General features: G+C 38.6%; 20 protein-coding genes. 12 read left to right on the top strand and 8 right to left on the bottom strand.

The window, feature by feature from the left end; all coding sequences use genetic code 11:
- Window positions 1-286 precede the first annotated feature (286 nt).
- The 4 genes from thrS to rplT all read left to right on the top strand — a co-directional run bounded on the left by thrS (window position 287) and on the right by rplT (window position 3,450).
- The gene (gene thrS / locus CBW18_RS17835) at window positions 287-2,212 is read left to right on the top strand and encodes a threonine--tRNA ligase (RefSeq protein ID WP_088302734.1); all 1,926 of its coding nucleotides are present in this window, start codon (window positions 287-289) and stop codon (window positions 2,210-2,212) included.
- Window positions 2,213-2,230: 18 nt separating this feature from the next.
- Window positions 2,231-2,800: a translation initiation factor IF-3 gene (infC, locus tag CBW18_RS17830; RefSeq protein ID WP_088302733.1), complete on the top strand. Its 570-nt coding sequence runs from the start codon at window positions 2,231-2,233 to the stop codon at window positions 2,798-2,800.
- Between the two features lie 29 nt (window positions 2,801-2,829).
- Window positions 2,830-3,030, top strand: a complete 201-nt coding sequence (gene rpmI, locus CBW18_RS17825; protein WP_010600880.1) for a 50S ribosomal protein L35 — start codon at window positions 2,830-2,832, stop codon at window positions 3,028-3,030.
- A 75-nt stretch (window positions 3,031-3,105) separates the two neighbouring features.
- Window positions 3,106-3,450 (top strand): 50S ribosomal protein L20, encoded by a 345-nt coding sequence (rplT, locus tag CBW18_RS17820; protein WP_029285460.1) that lies wholly within the window; start codon window positions 3,106-3,108, stop codon window positions 3,448-3,450.
- Between the two features lie 283 nt (window positions 3,451-3,733).
- Here the strand turns inward: rplT and CBW18_RS17815 are convergent, their stop codons facing one another.
- From CBW18_RS17815 to CBW18_RS17795, 5 genes are all read right to left on the bottom strand, one after another.
- The gene (locus tag CBW18_RS17815; protein WP_088302731.1) at window positions 3,734-5,185 is read right to left on the bottom strand and encodes a DUF294 nucleotidyltransferase-like domain-containing protein; all 1,452 of its coding nucleotides are present in this window, start codon (window positions 5,183-5,185) and stop codon (window positions 3,734-3,736) included.
- Window positions 5,170-5,853, bottom strand: coding sequence for a 3'-5' exonuclease (locus CBW18_RS17810; RefSeq protein WP_088302730.1), 684 nt, complete (start codon window positions 5,851-5,853; stop codon window positions 5,170-5,172). Before CBW18_RS17810 ends, CBW18_RS17815 begins: the two co-directional genes overlap by 16 nt.
- Window positions 5,854-5,982: 129 nt before the next feature.
- Entirely contained in the window at window positions 5,983-6,714 is a 732-nt protein-coding gene (locus CBW18_RS17805; RefSeq protein WP_088302728.1) for an MIP/aquaporin family protein, read from the bottom strand.
- 34 nt (window positions 6,715-6,748) lie between these two features.
- Window positions 6,749-8,239, bottom strand: coding sequence for a glycerol kinase GlpK (gene glpK, locus CBW18_RS17800; protein ID WP_088302750.1), 1,491 nt, complete (start codon window positions 8,237-8,239; stop codon window positions 6,749-6,751).
- Window positions 8,240-8,264: 25 nt separating this feature from the next.
- On the bottom strand, window positions 8,265-9,851 hold the full coding sequence (locus CBW18_RS17795) for a glycerol-3-phosphate dehydrogenase/oxidase (RefSeq protein ID WP_088302727.1): 1,587 nt from the start codon (window positions 9,849-9,851) through the stop codon (window positions 8,265-8,267).
- A gap of 159 nt (window positions 9,852-10,010) precedes the next feature.
- Here CBW18_RS17795 and CBW18_RS17790 point away from each other — a divergent pair, with 159 nt between their 5' ends.
- Both CBW18_RS17790 and CBW18_RS17785 read left to right on the top strand, forming a co-directional pair.
- A complete protein-coding gene (locus tag CBW18_RS17790) occupies window positions 10,011-10,775 on the top strand; it encodes a DeoR/GlpR family DNA-binding transcription regulator (protein WP_088302726.1) in 765 nt (254 codons plus the stop codon).
- Window positions 10,776-10,814: 39 nt separating this feature from the next.
- Entirely contained in the window at window positions 10,815-11,207 is a 393-nt protein-coding gene (locus CBW18_RS17785) for a response regulator transcription factor (protein ID WP_036677030.1), read from the top strand.
- A 164-nt stretch (window positions 11,208-11,371) separates the two neighbouring features.
- On the opposite strand, the gene CBW18_RS17780 is transcribed toward CBW18_RS17785, so the two are convergent.
- On the bottom strand, window positions 11,372-11,866 hold the full coding sequence (locus CBW18_RS17780) for a hypothetical protein (RefSeq protein WP_088302724.1): 495 nt from the start codon (window positions 11,864-11,866) through the stop codon (window positions 11,372-11,374).
- A gap of 234 nt (window positions 11,867-12,100) precedes the next feature.
- On the opposite strand from CBW18_RS17780, the gene CBW18_RS17775 reads away from it, so the two are divergent.
- The 3 genes from CBW18_RS17775 (at window position 12,101) to CBW18_RS17765 (ending at window position 14,783) form a co-directional block, all read left to right on the top strand.
- Window positions 12,101-12,595: a hypothetical protein gene (locus tag CBW18_RS17775; protein ID WP_088302722.1), complete on the top strand. Its 495-nt coding sequence runs from the start codon at window positions 12,101-12,103 to the stop codon at window positions 12,593-12,595.
- A gap of 60 nt (window positions 12,596-12,655) precedes the next feature.
- Complete coding sequence (locus tag CBW18_RS17770; protein ID WP_172406569.1) at window positions 12,656-13,357, top strand: DUF421 domain-containing protein; 702 nt, start codon at window positions 12,656-12,658, stop codon at window positions 13,355-13,357.
- Between the two features lie 349 nt (window positions 13,358-13,706).
- Window positions 13,707-14,783, top strand: a complete 1,077-nt coding sequence (locus CBW18_RS17765) for a calcium:proton antiporter (protein ID WP_088302720.1) — start codon at window positions 13,707-13,709, stop codon at window positions 14,781-14,783.
- A gap of 66 nt (window positions 14,784-14,849) precedes the next feature.
- Here the strand turns inward: CBW18_RS17765 and CBW18_RS17760 are convergent, their stop codons facing one another.
- On the bottom strand, window positions 14,850-15,668 hold the full coding sequence (locus CBW18_RS17760; protein WP_088302718.1) for a hypothetical protein: 819 nt from the start codon (window positions 15,666-15,668) through the stop codon (window positions 14,850-14,852).
- A gap of 213 nt (window positions 15,669-15,881) precedes the next feature.
- Between CBW18_RS17760 and CBW18_RS17755 the strand changes: the two genes are divergently transcribed.
- Window positions 15,882-16,397, top strand: coding sequence for a DinB family protein (locus tag CBW18_RS17755; protein WP_088302716.1), 516 nt, complete (start codon window positions 15,882-15,884; stop codon window positions 16,395-16,397).
- Window positions 16,398-16,752: 355 nt separating this feature from the next.
- Here the strand turns inward: CBW18_RS17755 and CBW18_RS17750 are convergent, their stop codons facing one another.
- Complete coding sequence (locus tag CBW18_RS17750; RefSeq protein WP_140418710.1) at window positions 16,753-17,046, bottom strand: hypothetical protein; 294 nt, start codon at window positions 17,044-17,046, stop codon at window positions 16,753-16,755.
- Window positions 17,047-17,442: 396 nt separating this feature from the next.
- Here CBW18_RS17750 and CBW18_RS17745 point away from each other — a divergent pair, with 396 nt between their 5' ends.
- Window positions 17,443-17,820: a response regulator transcription factor gene (locus tag CBW18_RS17745; protein WP_088302712.1), complete on the top strand. Its 378-nt coding sequence runs from the start codon at window positions 17,443-17,445 to the stop codon at window positions 17,818-17,820.
- 94 nt (window positions 17,821-17,914) lie between these two features.
- Window positions 17,915-18,985, top strand: coding sequence for a PAS domain-containing sensor histidine kinase (locus CBW18_RS17740; protein ID WP_088302747.1), 1,071 nt, complete (start codon window positions 17,915-17,917; stop codon window positions 18,983-18,985).
- The last annotated feature ends 52 nt before the right edge of the window (window positions 18,986-19,037 follow it).

Genomic DNA, 19,037 nt, shown 5'->3' with positions numbered 1-19,037 from the left:
GGAATATTAAGGCATGAAGCGCAATTTTCCCGGCATGTTTCCTGCCGAATCATTCCTGCACTTCAGCGTAGTCCCCGAGCATCTTCCTGAACTTCATTCAGGATATGTCTACCGTAATCAACCACCCTCAAATTTCTCAAAATATTTCGCCGTCTCAAATAACGGTGAGATAAATTTTCTTATCTTCGCAGCAATAAAAATCACTTTGTATGTGATTTAGAATTCATCATATTTTTAAACCGTTCCGAAATTTTAATACTGAATAAGGAACAAATCATAGTTGTAGATGATTAATATTACTTTACCTGACGGCTCCGTTCGTCAGTATGAACAGGGCACATCTGCCCATCAAATTGCACTATCCATTTCTGAGGGTTTAGCCCGTAATGTTTTAGCTGCCGAGGTTAATGGCGAAGTTTGGGATGCCACACGCCCAATTGAAGCTGATTCTTCAGTAAAATTGCTAACCTGGAATGATACTGCAGGTAAATCGACTTTCTGGCATTCATCAGCCCACTTAATGGCTGAGGCTTTAGAAGCAATTTATCCGGGAACAAAATTCGGTATTGGTCCGGCGATTGAAACTGGTTTTTATTACGATGTAGATTTCGGCGACAAGGAGTTTTCTTCTGATGATTTCAAGGCCATCGAAACTAAAATGATCGAACTGGCTAAGCAAAAGGAAACTTTCACCCGTGAAAGTGTAAGCAAGGCGGATGCAATCAAATATTTTACTGAAAAAGGCGACGAATATAAACTGGATTTGATTGAGGGTTTGGAAGATGGAAAAATTACTTTCTATTCTCAGGGCCAGTTTACTGATTTATGCCGTGGTCCGCATATTCCCAATACAGGTTTCGTTAAAGCCGTAAAACTGATGAACGTTGCCGGTGCTTACTGGCGCGGTGATGAAACTAAAAAACAGTTAACCCGTATTTATGGTGTAACTTTTCCTAAAGCAAGCGAGCTGACCGAATATTTAGCCATGATTGAAGAAGCTAAAAAACGTGATCATCGTAAACTTGGAAAAGAGTTAGAACTCTTTATGTTTTCAGAAAAGGTAGGGATGGGCTTACCAATGTGGTTGCCAAAAGGAACTGCATTAAGAGAACGTTTGGTACAGTTTTTAACAAAAGCGCAGGCAAAACACGGCTATGAGCAAGTAGTTACACCACATATAGGGAATAAGAATTTATATATCACTTCCGGACATTACGAGAAATATGGTAAGGATAGTTTTCAGCCAATAAAAACGCCTCAAGAAGGAGAGGAGTTTTTATTAAAGCCGATGAATTGTCCGCACCACTGTGAAATGTACAAATTTAAGCCAAGATCATACAAGGATCTGCCTGTTCGTTTTGCAGAATTTGGTACGGTATATCGTTACGAACAAAGTGGTGAGTTACATGGCTTAACACGTGTAAGAGGTTTTACTCAGGATGACGCGCATTTATTTTGCCGCCCTGATCAGGTAAAAGAAGAATTTAAAAAAGTGATCGATTTAGTACTTTATGTATTTAAATCGCTGGGTTTTGATAATTATATTGCCCAGGTATCTCTTCGTGATCCGGATAATAGATCGAAGTATATTGGTAATGATGAGAATTGGAAACTTGCAGAGGAATCCATTATCGAGGCTGCTGCCGAGAAAGGTTTGAATACTGTGGTAGAATATGGCGAAGCGGCATTTTACGGACCTAAGCTGGATTTCATGGTGAAAGATGCTTTGGGTAGGAAATGGCAGTTAGGGACTATCCAGGTAGATTATAATTTACCAGAGCGTTTTGAACTGGAATATACCGGTAGCGATAACCAAAAACACAGACCGGTAATGATTCACCGTGCGCCATTTGGTTCATTGGAAAGATTCATCGCAGTTTTAATTGAGCATTGTGCCGGAAATTTCCCTCTTTGGCTAAGTCCGGAGCAATTTATTATTCTTCCGATTTCAGAAAAATATGAAGAATATGCAAAAAAAGTTTTAGATGAATTAAATAATTCCGATATTCGCGGGCTGATTGACTTTCGAGATGAGAAAATCGGACGTAAAATCCGTGATGCCGAAGTTAAAAAGATCCCTTATATGCTTATTATTGGCGATAAAGAAATGGCTGATGGAAAAGTTTCAGTGCGTAAACATGGTGAAGGAGATTTAGGGGAAATGACGTTGGAGGAGTTCAACACTTTATTAAAAAAAGAAATAACAGTTTAAATTAAAATAGTTACACGTTTGGCATTAGGAAGACCAGGATTTAACAGGGGACCACGTCCGCCTTTTAAGAAAAAAGAAGCAGAGCATAACATTAATCAGTACATTAAATCGCCTGAAGTGCGTTTGGCTGGCGATAATGTTGAACCTGGGATTTATCCTTTGGCAAAAGCTTTGGCGCTTGCTGATGATCTGGAATTGGATTTGGTAGAAATTTCTCCAAATGCTGTACCACCAGTTTGTAGAATTATTGATTACAGTAAGTTTGTTTACGAACAAAAGAAAAAGCAGAAAGAAATTAAATCCAATGCTAAACAAACTGTAATTAAGGAAATTCGTTTTGGTCCGAATACAAATGATCACGATTTCCAGTTTAAATTGAAACATGCAATAAGCTTTTTAGAGAACGGTGAAAAAGTTCGGGCTTATGTGCATTTTAAAGGTAGGGCAATTGTGTACAAGGAGCAGGGTGAAATTTTACTTTTAAAATTTGCCCAGGCTTTGGAAGATGTGGGTAAAGTAGAACTTTTACCTAAGTTAGAAGGTAAAAGAATGTTCTTAACCGTTGCGCCTAAAGTAGCAAAAAAATAAAAATAGGTTTATAAATTAAAAAACAGGTTATGCCAAAAATGAAAACCAATTCCAGTGCTAAAAAGCGTTTTTCGCTTACTGGAACAGGTAAAATCAAAAGAAACAAAGCATACAAAAGTCACATCTTAACCAAGATGAGTACTAAACGTAAACGTGCGCTTGGAAATGCAGGAATTGTAACAGATGCAGATTCAGGTAATGTTAAACGTATGCTTTGCATCGGAAAGTAATTTATTAATTCACCAGGTATCAGGCCTTAAGTTTCCGAGAAAAAGGAACGCCGCTTACCAAAAAACAACAACAACATGCCACGTTCGGTAAACGCAGTAGCTTCGAGAAGAAGACGGAAAAAAGTCCTTAATATGGCCAAAGGCTATTGGGGCGCAAGAAGTAAAGTTTTTACAGTTGCTAAAAACACGGTAGAAAAAGGTTTGCAATATGCATACCGTGACCGTAAAGTTAAGAAAAGAGAATTCCGCGGATTATGGATCCAACGTATTAATGCAGGTGCTCGTCAGCACGGTATTTCTTACTCTCAATTAATTGGTAAACTGGCTTCAAAAGAAATCGGTTTAAACCGTAAAGTATTGGCTGATTTAGCAATGAATCACCCAGAAGCTTTCAAAGCTGTAATTGATGCAGTAAAATAGAAATTCTCGCTTAGGCGACAATCATATTTTAAAAATGTTCCGGTGAAAATCGGAACATTTTTGTTTTATACGAATCCTTAACGATCAAAATACTATCAAGCAGATTTTGGAGATTCACAAGGAAGCAAGTAGCAATAACCTGCGAAATCATGTTGATCTGCAGGTAACGCCTTGCATCAAATCAAATTACCTGAAGATAACTATTGTATAGAATAGGCCTCGATTCAATTGAGCTTTTAAATATACGTGCACCACTCAATCAATGATCAATTAACCAATCTCTTTAGCTTAAGCTATTCGTAAACTTCATTCTGATCCCGCTTTGGAAATCCTGAATAATTTTAAAGATTTCAATTAAAGTTACCTTTTCAATTTTTGTCAGTGAATCAATATCAATAAAATTATTTGGGATAGCCTGATCATTAATGATGAGACTGGCCTGATGTTTTAGGCGCAGTGCCATCAAATAATAATAAGCATGCGAAAGCTCACTGTATTGCTTTTCACTAAAAACAGTTAATTCTCTTAATGCTTTTAAACGCTCGCCAGTATTCTCTTTCTGGAAAATTCTGTTTTGTAAAGCATATACCCTTGCCAGATCCACAATTGGCGTCATTGCGGTTTTAATATCAAAAACTTCACGCTTGGCAATTTTTTGTGTCCGGATGTTTCTAAAGTAAGTGAGCGGCGGCTCATATAATAATGCATTTTTGGCCAGATATACATAAAATTTTTCTATAGGTTTCTGAAGTTCCTCATCTACAAAAGACCGCAGACTGGTCATTAAAGATAAATCACCATAAATGGCCCTGCAGTCAAAAAAAGCGGCAAACTTAACGGCGGTTTCAGGAAGAGCTTCTTCAATCCAGTTTTTGTAATTGTATTTCCAGTGTTCCAGTGAATGTGTCCAGTTTGGATTAGTTGCCATATAATCGCCATCACAGTAAACAAAGCCCACATGGTTCAATTTGTCTGACACCTGTGTGGCAAAATCAAGAAAGTAGGAGCGAACTGCCGGTCTTTGATCTTCTGGCGTATCTTCGTACAGAATGGCATTGTCCTGATCAGTTTTTAAACTCAGTTCCTTTCGGCCCTCGCTGCCCAGAACCATAAACACAAATTTTGCCGGGGGCTGTCCGAGTTTATCAATTACCTCTTCTATTATTTTAAGCGAGATCGTATCGGCAATGGTGGTAACCACTTCATTCACGATTTTTGCATGAACACCTCTATCTAAAAGCTGCGCCACAATATGTGGTACTTTTTGCCATTTAGATTTTAAGTCAGCAGTATTTACAGCTGATTTAACTGATTGGATAAATACCAGCGGCGATTCTGCCTGCTCGCTCAAAAGCCTGTTACGACTCAGGAAACCAACATAATTGCCATTGTCATTCACCAATAGATACCTTGATTTTTTCCCAAACATCATCAGGATTGCTTCATATACAAATGCCTGAGGTGTAATGGTTACTATATCTGGATCCATCACTTTACTGATGGCTATTTGGGGGTCAATGCGTTTGGCAATAACTTCATCACGAAGAATGATGTCCGTTACAAAGCCTTTAAACTGGCCTGAACCATCTTCAATAAACAGGCAACTGGTTTTGTGTTCAGCCATTTTAATCGCCGCTTCAAAAACCGGCGTATCCGGAGAACAGCTCACGATTTTCTTAAACGTAATATCACCAATTCTTGAAGTATAGATTTTATCTGCTAACTTATTATCCATGGAAATATTTTTTGTAAAATACGTCTAAACAATGAGCGTTCTTCTTCCACCGACACTTTTATAAAGGTTTGTTCCTGATTGTAAATGGAAGATATGCTTATTTTTTGATCTCTCAGCAAATGAAAGAAAATTTTTGAAGTATTTAAAGCATCAGTAAGCGCATTATGTGTTTCATCAGGCTCTTCATTAAACAGAATGGTATAGAATTTATCAAGTTTAAGGTGGCTGATCACGGTATTGGTCACATAATCAGCACTTGTTTTCATGGTGCAATAGAACGTTGACAGACTAAAAATACTTTCTATACCTAAACGATTGAGTTCAACATTAACCATATGAAAATCCAGTTCGACGAAATGCCCGATAACTAAAGGATTAAATTTTTTCATATCCGCACAGAAAGATTGCATTATGGGTTGAATCGGCTCGCCATGAAGTTTTAAAAAATCATTTGTAATGTGATGAATTTTTTGTGCGGATTTATCAATGATAAAGCCCGAGTTTTCGATATAATGGTTTGCACGTTTGATTTCAACGAAATGCTGATCAAAAATAATCCATGCCATTTGCAGAATGTGCGGCCAGTTATTCTCCTTGGAATAGGGAGCCCGCCAGTTTTTGGGCAGTCCGGATGTTTCTGTATCTATAAAAAGGAAATAATTGTGCAACTGGTGATATTTAGGTTAGCCGAAGCAATTAAATGAAAACTGCATCTTGTACCAAAGGTAATAAAATTTGATTATGCTGATCGATAACCTAATTAATTTGATCAGCCAATAAACACTTTAATAACGCTCTTACTTCAATAAGGCCATGTAAAGCAAGGCAGCGAGTGTTGCACCTATTAACGGACCAAGAATCGGCACCCAGGCGTAAGACCAGTCACTGCTTCCTTTTCCCTTCATTGGAATGAGTGCATGAATAATTCTGGGCCCTAGATCCCTGACCGGATTAATGGCATAGCCAGTTGTGCCACCAAGTCCTAAACCAATTACCCAAACTAAAAAGGCTACTGGTATAGCACCTAATGAGCCTAAACCGATAGGCGTTTTGTCAATTCCCATTTCAGCATTCGTAAAATAGAAGATTACAAAAATGAGTACAAAGGTGCCAATAATTTCAGATAAGAGATTGGATGTAAGATTTCTAATCGCTGGTGAGGTAGCGAATGGGGCTGCTTTTAAACTTTGATCTGCAGTCGCATCAAAATGATCTTTATACATAATCCACACCAGGAATGAGCCGATCATCGCCCCGCACAATTGAGCCAGGATATAATAAGGAACTTTAATCCAATCAAATTTCTGGGCAATGGCCAGGGCAATAGTCACTGCAGGATTCAGGTGCGCACCACTATAGGGTGCAGCAATTACCACACCTACAAAAACAGCCAGGGCCCATGCGGTGGTGATCACCATCCAGCCACTGTTATGGCCTTTTGTACCATTAAGCACTACGTTTGCCACTACGCCGTTTCCTAAAAGAATAAGCAGGGCTGTTCCAATTAATTCTGCGACAAATTCTGTCATAAGCTGATTGATTGATCTTATTTTATATGTTGATTTAATCTGCGGTACCGATCCTGGCAGCTTTTATGGCTCTGTTCCAACCTTTAATTCGTGATGTATTATCTATTCCTTCTTGAGCCCTGAATGTTTTATCGATCTTCCATTGCGACCTGATTTGTTCAATGCTATCCCAGTAACCTGTTGCCAGTCCGGCCAGGTAGGCAGCCCCCAGGGCAGTCACTTCAGTGATTTCAGGCCTGACCACTGTACTTTTTAATAAATCGGCCTGAAACTGCATCAGCAGGTCGTTACTGGTTGCACCGCCATCAACGCGAAGTTCAGTGATTTCTATACCGGCGTCGGCCTCCATGGCTTTTAACACATCCATGGTTTGGTAAGCAATACTTTCAAGTGCCGCCCTGGCAATATGTGCTTTGTTGGTACCTCTCGTTAAACCGGTAATGGTTCCCCGGGCATGCTGATCCCAATGTGGTGCACCTAAACCGGCAAAAGCAGGAACAATATACACTCCATTGGTGTCTTTTTCCTGTTTGGCCAGCGTTTCTATATCTGCTGATTTAGAAATCAGTCCAAGCTCATCTCTTAACCATTGTACCACCGCACCTCCTATAAAAATACTTCCTTCCAAGGCATAATTTACCTGGCCATTTATTTTCCAGGCGATAGTAGTTAGTAAATTATTGGCAGATATTTTAGGTGTATCACCAATGTTCATTAACATGAAACAGCCCGTACCATAGGTGTTCTTAACCATTCCGACTTCCGTACACATCTGCCCGAAAAGAGCAGATTGCTGATCTCCGGCAATTCCGGCAATAGGTATTTTAGCCGCCAGGATTTTGCCGGCAGTTTCGCCATATACCTCACTTGATGATTTGACTTCAGGCAACATACTTTTCGGGATGCCAAAAAAATCCGTAAGCTCATCATCCCAGTTCAGCGTATGAATGTTATACAACATGGTGCGTGAAGCATTGGTAACATCAGTAACAAAGGTTTTTCCGGCAGTAAGTTTCCAGATCAGCCAGGTGTCCACAGTTCCGAAGGCCAGTTTACCTGCATCTGCTTTTTCCCTCGCACCCTCCACATGATCCAGAATCCATTTGGCTTTGGTAGCAGAAAAGTAAGCATCAATCACTAAACCTGTCTTCTGTTGTATTTTACCGGAGAATTCCTGCTCCTTAATTTCATCACAATATGCTGAAGTTCGCCTGTCTTGCCAAACAATAGCATTGTACACGGGCTGTCCTGTTTCCTTATCCCATACCACAGTAGTTTCTCTTTGATTGGTAATACCTATAGCATTAATATCTGAAACTGATAATCCAGCCTTTATAATGGCTTCAGTAGCAACAGTTAATTGTGTAGACCAGATTTCCAAGGGATCGTGCTCTACCCAGCCGGCCTGCGGATAAACCTGTGTAAATTCCTTCTGCGCAATGGCTACGATTTCTCCATTGTGGTTAAAAACAATCGCTCTTGAACTTGTGGTTCCCTGATCAAGGGATAAGATATACTTGCTCATTATGTTTTGGTTAGATACGTTTAACTTAATTTGGAAGTTGTTCACTGTTTTGATGCCCATAAATATAGCCATCGGCCAGCAGGTTAAAGGCTTTAACCTGTTCAATTTGCCAGGATTCATCCTGACTGAACTCAGCGGCAAGAATGGCTGCTACTTTCGGTGCCATCATTTTTGCTGCCCTGGCATCAATAAATAAGATGCGCAATCTTCTGCTCAGCACATCTTCAACTGTTTTGGCCATTTCATACCTGGCTGCCCAGATTACCTGAATTTCGCTGTCCGAAAAATCAGGGTGAAGCTTTTGGTTAAATTCAGGAAGTTCAGCAGCAAGCTTTTCAATCTTTTCACGGTCTGATCCATAAAGATCAAGATAATGGTTTCCATTAAATGCACTGCAACCATGAATATTCAGGTTTTGGGTTTTGCAGGTGGTTGCTTTGAGTTGTGCATGACTGATGGCTAGATCAACGGTTTCCTCTGCCATGCTTCTATAAGTTGTCCATTTACCGCCAGTAATGGTAATCAGGCCTTTGGCTGATACAATAAGTTTATGGTCTCTGCTGATTTCTTTTGTATTGTTTTCATCGCCACTGGCTGGTGCGGCCAATGGACGTAAACCTGAAAACACACTTAAAATGTCCTGTTCATTTGGCACTTTTTGGAAATAATCACCGGCGGTATTTAAAATAAAATCAACTTCTTCTTTTAAAGCCCTGGGTTCTAAAGCGTGTTCATTTAAAGGTGTATCGGTTGTGCCTACCAAAAGGTGATCATGCCAGGGCACAGCAAAAAGTACCCTGCCATCTGACGTTTTTGGAATCATTAAGGCTGCATGGCTTTGGAGAAATGCTTTGTGCAGCACGATATGCACACCCTGACTCGGCCTGACCAATTTTTTAGATGTTGGGTCATTCATCGCCAGAATATCATCTACAAATACTCCTGTGGCATTAATCACTACTTTTCCTTTTGCTTTTGCGGTGTTGCCATTAAGTATGTGCAGGATTTCAATACCTGTTACTGCACCACTTTCATTTTTAATAAGGTTGGTTACTTTGGTATAATTACAAATTGTGGCACCTTGTTCTACAGCAGTTTGAGCAATGTTAATCGCCAGACGGGCATCATCAAACTTACCATCATAATAACTGATACTGCCTTTCAATCCTTTAGATCTAATCCCAGGCATTCGTTGCAGGGTTTCTTTTGTTGAAAAGAACCTGGATTTACCAAAAGAAAATTTGCCAGCCAGCCAATCATAAAGGGTTAAGCCCGTCAAGTATTTAATTACCGAAAACCAACTGTAGCAGGGAATAATAAATTCTTCATGCTGCACCAGGTGACTGGCATTCTGCTGTAATAAACCACGTTCTTTTAATGCGCGTTTCACTAAACCAATGTCACCTTGTGCCAGGTATCGAACACCTCCATGAACCAGTTTGGTGCTACGGCTCGAAGTACCTTTGGCAAAATCTGATTGTTCTACCAGCAATGTTTTTAAGCCACGGGTAACAGCATCCAGTGCGGTACCCAAGCCAGTGGCACCACCACCTATGATGATGATGTCCCATTCGGAGTGGGCTGGTAAAATATAATCCGATGCTGTTTTCATTTGGTTTCACTAATTTTAAAACGAAACAATACGCAAGTATAGATAATCAAATTCGAAATCATATACGAATTGTATTAAAAAAATATTAAATATTTCCACAAATCAATTTTATAGAGATTTTTATTTGCTATTTTGCGAAATACTTAATTAAAAAAGTTTATGATGAATTTGGCGGAGAGGCACCAGTTTATTTTAAGTCGCTTACAAAAGGATCAATATATCAATGTTGTGGATTTATGTAAGGAGTTGAAAGTGTCTTCTGTGACGATAAGAAAGGACTTAAAACTCCTGGAAGATAAGAGCTTACTTTTCAGAACCCATGGTGGTGCCACTGTTAATAATCCTTATACCATTGATCGGCCGGTAAATGAGAAAGAGAAAATCCAATCTACAGAAAAAAATAAAATCGGTATGGCCGCCGCTGCATTGTTGAATGAAAATGATTCTATTGTCATCGCTTCAGGCACCACGGTTTATTATTTTGCTAAAAACATTACACCATCAACCCATTTAACCGTGGTAACATCAGCACTTAATGTTGCTTTGGAATTAATGCGCGAACCCAATATAGAAGTGATCCAGCTTGGCGGAATTTTAAGAAAAAGTTCTTCTTCTGTAATGGGTGCCTATGCAGAACAGGTGCTGCAGGATTTTTATTTTAACAAACTTTTTTTAGGGGTTGACGGAATTGACCTGGATTTCGGTTTAACCACTACCAATGCGATGGAAGCCCACCTGAACAGAAAAATGATTAATGCCGCTCAAAAAACAATCGTACTTGCTGATTCTACCAAATTTGGAAAAAGAGGCTTTGGGAAAATATGCGGGCTGGAAGAAATTGATCATATCATTACCGATAAAGGAATTTCTGAACAAATTGTAAAACATTTAGAAGGCTTAGGTGTTACTGTAACTATCGTATAAATTTATTTTATACAAGAACCAAAACAATATAATTTGAATATGGAAACTAAACGAATACACATTTTAGAAGACGATCAGGAAATCAGAAATGTAATAGAAATTCTTTTAAAAGAAGAGGGCTTTGAATTGCAGTTATCATCTTCTTTCGCAGAATTGAAAAAAAATATTCAGGATGCTATGCCAGACTTGTTTTTGCTGGATGTGATGTTGCCTGATGGAAATGGTGCAGAGATATGTGAAGATTTAAAAACAGATATGTTTACCAAACACATTCCCATTATTGTAATGTCTGCACAAAATAACAGCGAACAAAAAGCAATTGCAGCCTTTGCCAATGATTACATCAGTAAGCCTTTTGATATTTATGATGTTTTAGACCGCATTAACGCACAGTTAAAAATCAGTAAAGAAAATAGCCCTGCAAAAGCTTAATTACTTTAGTAGGTTAATTAATAACATTTGCAAAATATAAAGGCTGGGAGAAATTCCAGCCTTTATTATTGATTGCTATTCTGAATTGAAGATGAAAAACTTTACTGCATATCAAAAAGCCGAAAGATAATCTCTTCCGGCCAATTATTTCCTTAATGAATTAATTAATGTCTTCCATGTCGCCCTCTTGGCCCGCCGTGAGGTCCGTGACCATTATGGTGTCTTCTATCTCCCTTAAAAAAATGGTGTCGACCTCTTCCTGGTCCGGCATGATCTAAACGTGGACCGCCTCCGTAGGCTGATCGGTAAACTCTTGGTCCGTTTGCATACTTCACCCGGTGTGTATAATAGCTTCGGTAAGGCTGATTTCCATATACCACAACCTTTCTTCCCTGGCGCAAATCATAACCCCTGTATCTGGCAGGCAAGCTTCTTGATCTGGTCCACCTGTTTCCATTCAGGTATACAAACTGCCGTTGTGGTACATAATAATAGGAGTTTACTTCCGGTAAATAATAATAGTTTACATTTTGGTAACCAGCAGGAACCCATGCAGGTTGTGTGCCAATATTTACATTTAAACTTACCTGAGCATTAGATTGACCGGATGTTAAAGCAACAATTCCTGCAATCGCGGAGATGATGAATAGCTTTTTCATAATAATCTAAATTTAATTTGTGTGTTTTAATTAAATTTCAAATGCTGTGCCAAGATTATGATTGTAACAGATATATGAGAATAGCTCCTAAAAGCAAATTAGCTAAAATTAAACAACTTATCTATCAAAACGTATCGCCTGCTTTTGATTGGCTTATTAATTACAGAAACTGATTGCTATTATTTTTAGTATTTATTGTTATATTTGAAAACTATTGGGATTGATATTTAAATTATGATTGAACTGGAGTTTTTTTCAAGAAAGGCCAATAATGAAATACTCATTTATCAGATGATTCAGTTTTCTCCTGAAGATCCATGGCGTTTATTGCTGGATGGGGAGTTGCTGGGCAGCATGGAAAAATCAGAAGGAACATGGCGTCAGGTGAGTGGAACAGATTTTTCACCTTCATTTTTAAGGGAATTAGCTGCTTTTATTGATCAGCAAAATTTCAATCACCTGCCTTTGGCTTTAACCTCCAGATGGGGAAATCTGATTCATAAAGTAATTATCAAATCTGACCGGGAATATTTGGTGGTTTGTAAGGCAGATATCAGCTTTAGAAGCTTTGAAGGGATATTTTCAAAGTTTGTATCCGGACTATTAAAAGATGAGTGGTCTGTGACGTTTCAGGTCTTTAACCATGATTTCTCAGATGATTTTACCGTACAGGCAAAACCAACGGTCAGGCAAAAAAACAAGACTGGCTGGGATCAGCAACTTAGCTGATATATTGCCCATCATTCAGGAAGAGCAGCAACAAATCCTGCTAAAAGCTGTTGTATTCCAATGGGAATAAATATTTTGCTCGAAATTGATTGGAAGAATTTTTGGTTAAGGGACCTTGATTTTTCATTGGCACTGGAAATTGGGATCCGTACATTAATCATGTTTACTTTTGTATTGGTGTTTCTGAGGTCATCAGGAAAAAAGGGCGTTCGCCAGCTTAGTATCTTTGAAGTGGCCATCATTATTGCGCTGGGTTCTGCTGCAGGCGACCCTATGGTTAGTTCGGAATCTGCTATTTTACCATCTTTGCTGGTTTTTATCGTTATTCTGCTGCTGTACAGGCTGATTACTTATCTTACGGCTAAAAGCCAGAAAATTGAAATGATCCTGGAAGGAGACCCGATGTATATTGTGGAAGATGGCTTATTTACCATGAAAAAAGACGGTGATGCCAACTTTGCCAAAGATGAATTTTTTGCAGAAATGAGGGTTCAGAATATTGAGCATCTTGGCCAGGTCAGGGCAGCGGTACTGGAAACCAACGGGCAGGTGAGCTTCTTGTTTTATCCCGATGAACAGATTGATTACGGCTTGCCTATCTTCCCAAAACCCTATCATCAAAAAACTGAAAATATTTTTAAGGATGGCCATTATGCCTGTACACATTGCGCCAAAGTGGTAAAAATAGCAACAGCACATATTTGCGAACGTTGTGGCAAAAAGGAATGGGTACCTGCAATTAATACTGTGCGATATACATAATGCCCGAACTGATTATGTAAAGGATATAATTGTAATCACCACCCAGATTACACTGAAAACACCCCCAAAATATACCAAAGGTAAATTTTGCTTCAGGTTTCTTTTGATCAACCCGGCGTAAATCAGCCAGCCAATGAAAACCAGAAAATATAAAGGAACCGCATAAAATAGCATAATTTAAAAATTAGTTTTTGTGATATTCTGAATTTATTATTTCGATTGATCTGATAAATATACCAGTGTTTTCTAATAAATGCAATTGTTTTCAGGGCCGGCTGATACCTATTGATTCGGATTTATTAAAACTCTACATATAGTTTTTTGTTAGTTAAGCAACTCAATTTTAATTATGAAATATATAAATCTACCCAAGTGGACTATCATTATACCTATACTAGGCATTTTATCTTATTTTTTAACTGGAGTTGAACTAGGTGGCTGGTTCAGGATTATCCTGGCAGGTTTGCTGGTGGGAAGTATTCTGGCTTCGGTACATCATGCGGAAGTAATTGCACACCGGGTTGGTGAACCTTTTGGAACCATTATCCTTGCCCTGGCCATTACTACTATTGAAGTTGGACTGATCGTTTCCTTAATGCTTGCCGGAGGTGATGCCACCCGAGCACTGGCAAGGGATACTGTTTTTGCAGCCGTCATGATTATTTTAACCGCTATTGTTGGTATCTGTTTGCTGCGCGGAGGAATTAAGTTTAAAGAACAGATCTATAAACTACAGGGTGTAAATGCAGCATTGATTACGCTGGCATCCATCCTGGTACTTACCCTTATTTTACCAAATTATACCATTAGCGGTGCGCTTGGAGAATATACCACCAGTCAGTTAATATTTGTTTCTATAGTATCACTGGTTTTATATGGTGGTTTTATTTTTATGCAAACGGTACGTCACAGAGATTACTTTTTACCAAAAGATCCGGCTTCTGAAGAAGAACATGAACATTCACCAAATATTGCAACCACCTTTAGCAGTCTAGCCTTATTAATTATTAGTTTGGTAACGGTAGTGCTATTGGCCAAGTTTCTTTCTAATGATATTGAAGTGATGGTATTGGCCTTGGGGGCACCACAGTCTGTTGTAGGGGTAATTATTGCGGCTATTGTTTTACTGCCTGAAGGCCTGGCCGCTTACCGAGCTGTAAAAGCAGACAGGCTTCAAACCAGCCTGAACCTTGCACTTGGATCTGCTTTGGCCAGCATCGGTTTAACCATTCCGGCTGTTGCAGCAGTGTCTATTGCTTTTGGGATGCCGATTACTTTAGGTATTGATATGAGTTCTACTGTATTGCTGCTGCTATCTATGATTACCATTATGTTCTCGTTGGCTACCGGTAAAACAAACGTACAGCAGGGAGTGGTATTGCTTGTAATATTTGCTTCCTATCTGTTTTATACCGTAGTGCCTTAGAGCAGTTGAGGTTTTATTTTCGCTTCAGACCAGAAGGCATATTCATGAATGATTGCCGGTTGTGATTTAATTGCGGTTAATAGTCAGTTTTCGTTTGCTCTTTTCAATACTTTCCAGCGAAGCTGAAATCTCATTTAAAAATAAATCACCTTGTTTTTTAGCAAGAAATGCAGCAACCAGGATCTTAATGCGTTGTGCATAAAAGAATTCAATAAGGATTAAAGAAATGAGGAAGACATAGTGCGTAAAGATGAGTCTGGTATCGGTTTTTCCGTTTAATCCAAGCAGATAGGCAAAGTAATCAAGGATAATCGGAATCAGCAAAATTATTACCATTGAAATTATACCGGTACGAAATGCAGTTTGTTTCTCTGCTTCTGCTACTTGTGCAAGTTGCCTTTCGAGTTTTGATTTTAAGGGCACTTCGCGATTGGTTTTGGACTGATCAAGAGCGGCCAGTTTTTTTCCATAGCTGATATCGCTCTGACTCATCTTTTCTAAAAGTGCAAGTTCATTTTCATTGAGCTGTTCCTGGTCTGCAACAATAGCTTCCTGCTCTGCTATTAAACGATCCATTTCAGCCAGGTCATCCGGCAGGCCAAGATAGAGCTTTTGTTCTACGGCTAAAATCCGGTCGTCAATAGCTTTCCTAATGCTTTTCAATACCTGGTGGTCATTTCTAAAAGCATCTTTCTGAAGATCATGTTGCTCCTGAATTTCGGTAAGTGCGGCCTCAAATTGCAGTGCTTCCAACTCTTCTTCATTTATGGTTAAACGCTGATAAAGTTCTTTAATGAAAGAATAGCGTTCCTTTGCATCAGGTAGTGCTGAAAGTGTTTCCTGATATTGAGAAAAGTGATTGACTGAAAGTGAACGGAAGGACATGTGGCTTTATGGTATTAGGCTTTAAAATTATAAAAATTATATCAACACACTGGTCATTCTTCTGTGCAAAAAGACTTGTGCTGCAAAAGTTTTTAGTTGCCAATGAATATCTGCACCATTAAACGGCTGAAAACCATTAAAGTTTTAAGATTATTCTACGGCTTTTAACCTGAATTATAAATTAAGCTTAACTTTAAATGCAAAAGCATTAATATGACACAGAAAACAGAAGTTTGGCAAAGAGGACCAATACCAGAAATTCCTCCGTTACTACAGCCTGTAGCCCATGCTTTGCTGCAGGCCAGGGAAGAACTAAACGAATATCTGAATCAATTTCCGGATGAGCTTCTCTGGGTTCGTCCTGCGGGAATGGCTTCAGCCGGATTTCATTTGCAACACTTAAGCGGCGTGCTGGATCGGGTATTTACCTATGCCAGGGCAGAAAGTCTTTCTGATGAACAGTTCCGGCATTTAAATGCAGAAGGGCATGACAGCACAGGGAAACTTTCTACGCTGATGTTGGTGGAGCGTTTTAATCTTCAGGTGAATCAGGCATTGAAACAATTGACAGAAACAGCGGAATCAACTTTAACTGCATATAGGGGAGTTGGTAGAGCAGGTTTACCTTCTACTGTTATTGGATTACTCTTTCATGCCGCTGAACATACCATGCGCCATTTAGGACAGTTAATGGTTACCGTGGCAGTGGTGAGAAATAACGGAGTTTGAGTGGATAAATTTCAACGTATCATTCATCTTCAATAGTTGAATTTTGGCGGTTGATAAAATACCAGCTCGCCATACCCCATACCAGTAATATAGTAGATATTCCCAACTCGGGCGCAGCTATTGTTTTAGAAAAAAAGACTGAGCCTGTAGATATCAGACAAGCAAGAATGAAAATGGCTATATTTTTCATAACAATCTGATTTAAGGGTGATTAATGTCGTCAATATAAGAAATTATCACTTAAAAACCAAAAATGTCTGGAAATAAAGTTGTTATTTGTTTGATATGGGCGGAAGAAATGGGTGAAGGGCTGGTTTGACTTAAAAAGTGAACCCCAAAAGAAAAAAAAATAATATTAAGGTTGCTTCAGGTAATTTTTGATAATGATGTGAATTTCTTCTCTTACTGCGTCAACGGGGTTATTGATCAATTTATGCTGCGCTGAATTATATTTTTCAATAAAGGTAGCTTCCCTGGCATTGAATTTCAAATAGCCCTGCTCAAAAAATCTTTCCTCAATGTCTGCTGATGAATCCATAGACCTGAACCATAACTTAATTAACGACTGAGATTGTTTTTCGAGATAAAGCCAATGGAAAATTTCAGCTAAATCTGCACCCTCGTGCATATCCAGTCGTTTAAGTTCCATGATAACTAATCCTTCGCCTTCAAAAAAATATAAGATTTGGTATTGTGACAACATTCCGGCAAATGTAATGGGCTTATCTTATATAATTGAATTTTATTTTTGAACATTTTCAAAATGATTTTACTGATATTGGCTATTGTCTGAAAATCAAAAACTTGCAGCTTTATTTGGCCCAAATCATTATTAGTGCTTAATCCTGACTAAGTATTTAAAGGCACTGTTTTATAGAATTGAAGCGATAAAATTTCATATACAGACCTGATACCTACATATTGAATCTAAATTTCTGTTTAACAACTGCTCCTAATGAAATGTAATGATGATAGTTGCGGTAAATTCACGTAGATATACTTGTACGCCAATTCTGATTTATATATAGATTTGAGCTTTTGAATTATGCGACTCTGGAAACAATTATTGCTTATTGATGATGATGAAAACATCCGTGAGATGATTCCATTTATTTTTGATCAGGAAAATTATAAAATTGAAACCATTGCTGATATCAGCGATATCGAAAATTTACTTGAGAAGTTCAAACCAGACCTCATCATGCTCGACATTATGCTGGGAGCTGAGGATGGGAGAGTGATCTGCCGGAAACTTAAGCAAATGCCGGCACTGTCTAACGTTCCCATAATCCTGCTGTCAGCAGCAATTATAAATGAAGAAAGTCTAGACTGCGGACATGATCTTCTGATCACAAAACCTTTTGATATTTCCTACCTGGAAAGCATGGTTGAAAAATTATTACAGAAAAGCCTGGATATCTGACCTGCTTTGGTAAACATTTTGTCAAACCTATTGTTTGGGTTATGCCTGTCTACTTAATCAATAGCTTATGATTTATCAACAAAATAGTAATGTAATGCAACAAGATCTTTTTTATCAACTGGGAGAAAAATCCACTGATGGATATTTTGTTTATGATATTATTGATTGTACATTTTTATACTTCAACACAGCACTGGCATCCATATGGGGTTTAAAGCCTGAAGATATATCAAAATCACCAACTGTCTTATTTGATCGGGTACATCCCGATGATCAGGTTCTGGTTGGCTACTGTTTTCAGGAAATTTCGGCTAAATCTATTTTCAGAAAGTATGAATTCCGGCTGATGCTGGAAAATGAAGATGTAAAGTACTTAAAAATGAGCATTAGCCAGATAAGCGGTGTTCAACATACAACCTTATGCGGCATAGTGGAAGATATTACTGTCGACAGACAAAATAAAATCCTTATTGAAATGATCAATAACCGCAAAAATATTGCGCTTGAAGTGCTTTCTCACGATCTGAAGGAGCCCTTTGGGATGATGAAACTTGCCGCTTCTTCAATGGTTAATGGCATTGAAGATAAAGATGAAACATATTTATCGGAGGGCTTATCCTTTATTATTGAAATGTGTGAAAGGAATATGAAGATGGTCAGAAGCCTGATCAATAAAGAATTCCTGAAATCATCAGAGGTAGAAATTAAAAAAGAGCGGACTGACCTGGTATGGGAATTCCGGGATCTGATTCGTTTTTACAGGCGATCAAGATTGAAAGAAAAAAAGAACTTTTCATTTAACTGTAAGGCCGACCGCATTTACATCCGCATGGACAGCATGAAATTTCTTCAGGTGTTAAATAACCTGATTTCCAATGCCATTAAGTTTACGGCAGATCAGGGCGAAATTACCCTTACCGCACAGGAAATGGAGGAGACCGTACTGATATCTGTTGCGGATAATGGATGTGGTATTCCTGTTGAGCTGAGGTCAACGCTTTTTGACAGGAGAGAACAGGGCCTTAAACGTGGTTTAAGTGGAGAAGAATCGCACGGACTAGGTATGGGGATCATTAAAGCTATTGTTGATTTACATGGTGGGAAAATCTGGTTTGATACCGAAATAAATAAAGGAACAACCTTTTATATCATGCTTCCAAAATAACATTTAGGTAAATGTTATCGGTCTGGTAAATGACCAGGCTATTTTAAATAAA

This window comes from Pedobacter sp. AJM, assembly GCF_002197755.1.
GTDB lineage: Bacteria > Bacteroidota > Bacteroidia > Sphingobacteriales > Sphingobacteriaceae > Pedobacter.
The sequence above is the reverse complement of the archived record's forward strand: the minus strand, read 5'-3'. Positions and strand labels throughout refer to the sequence as shown.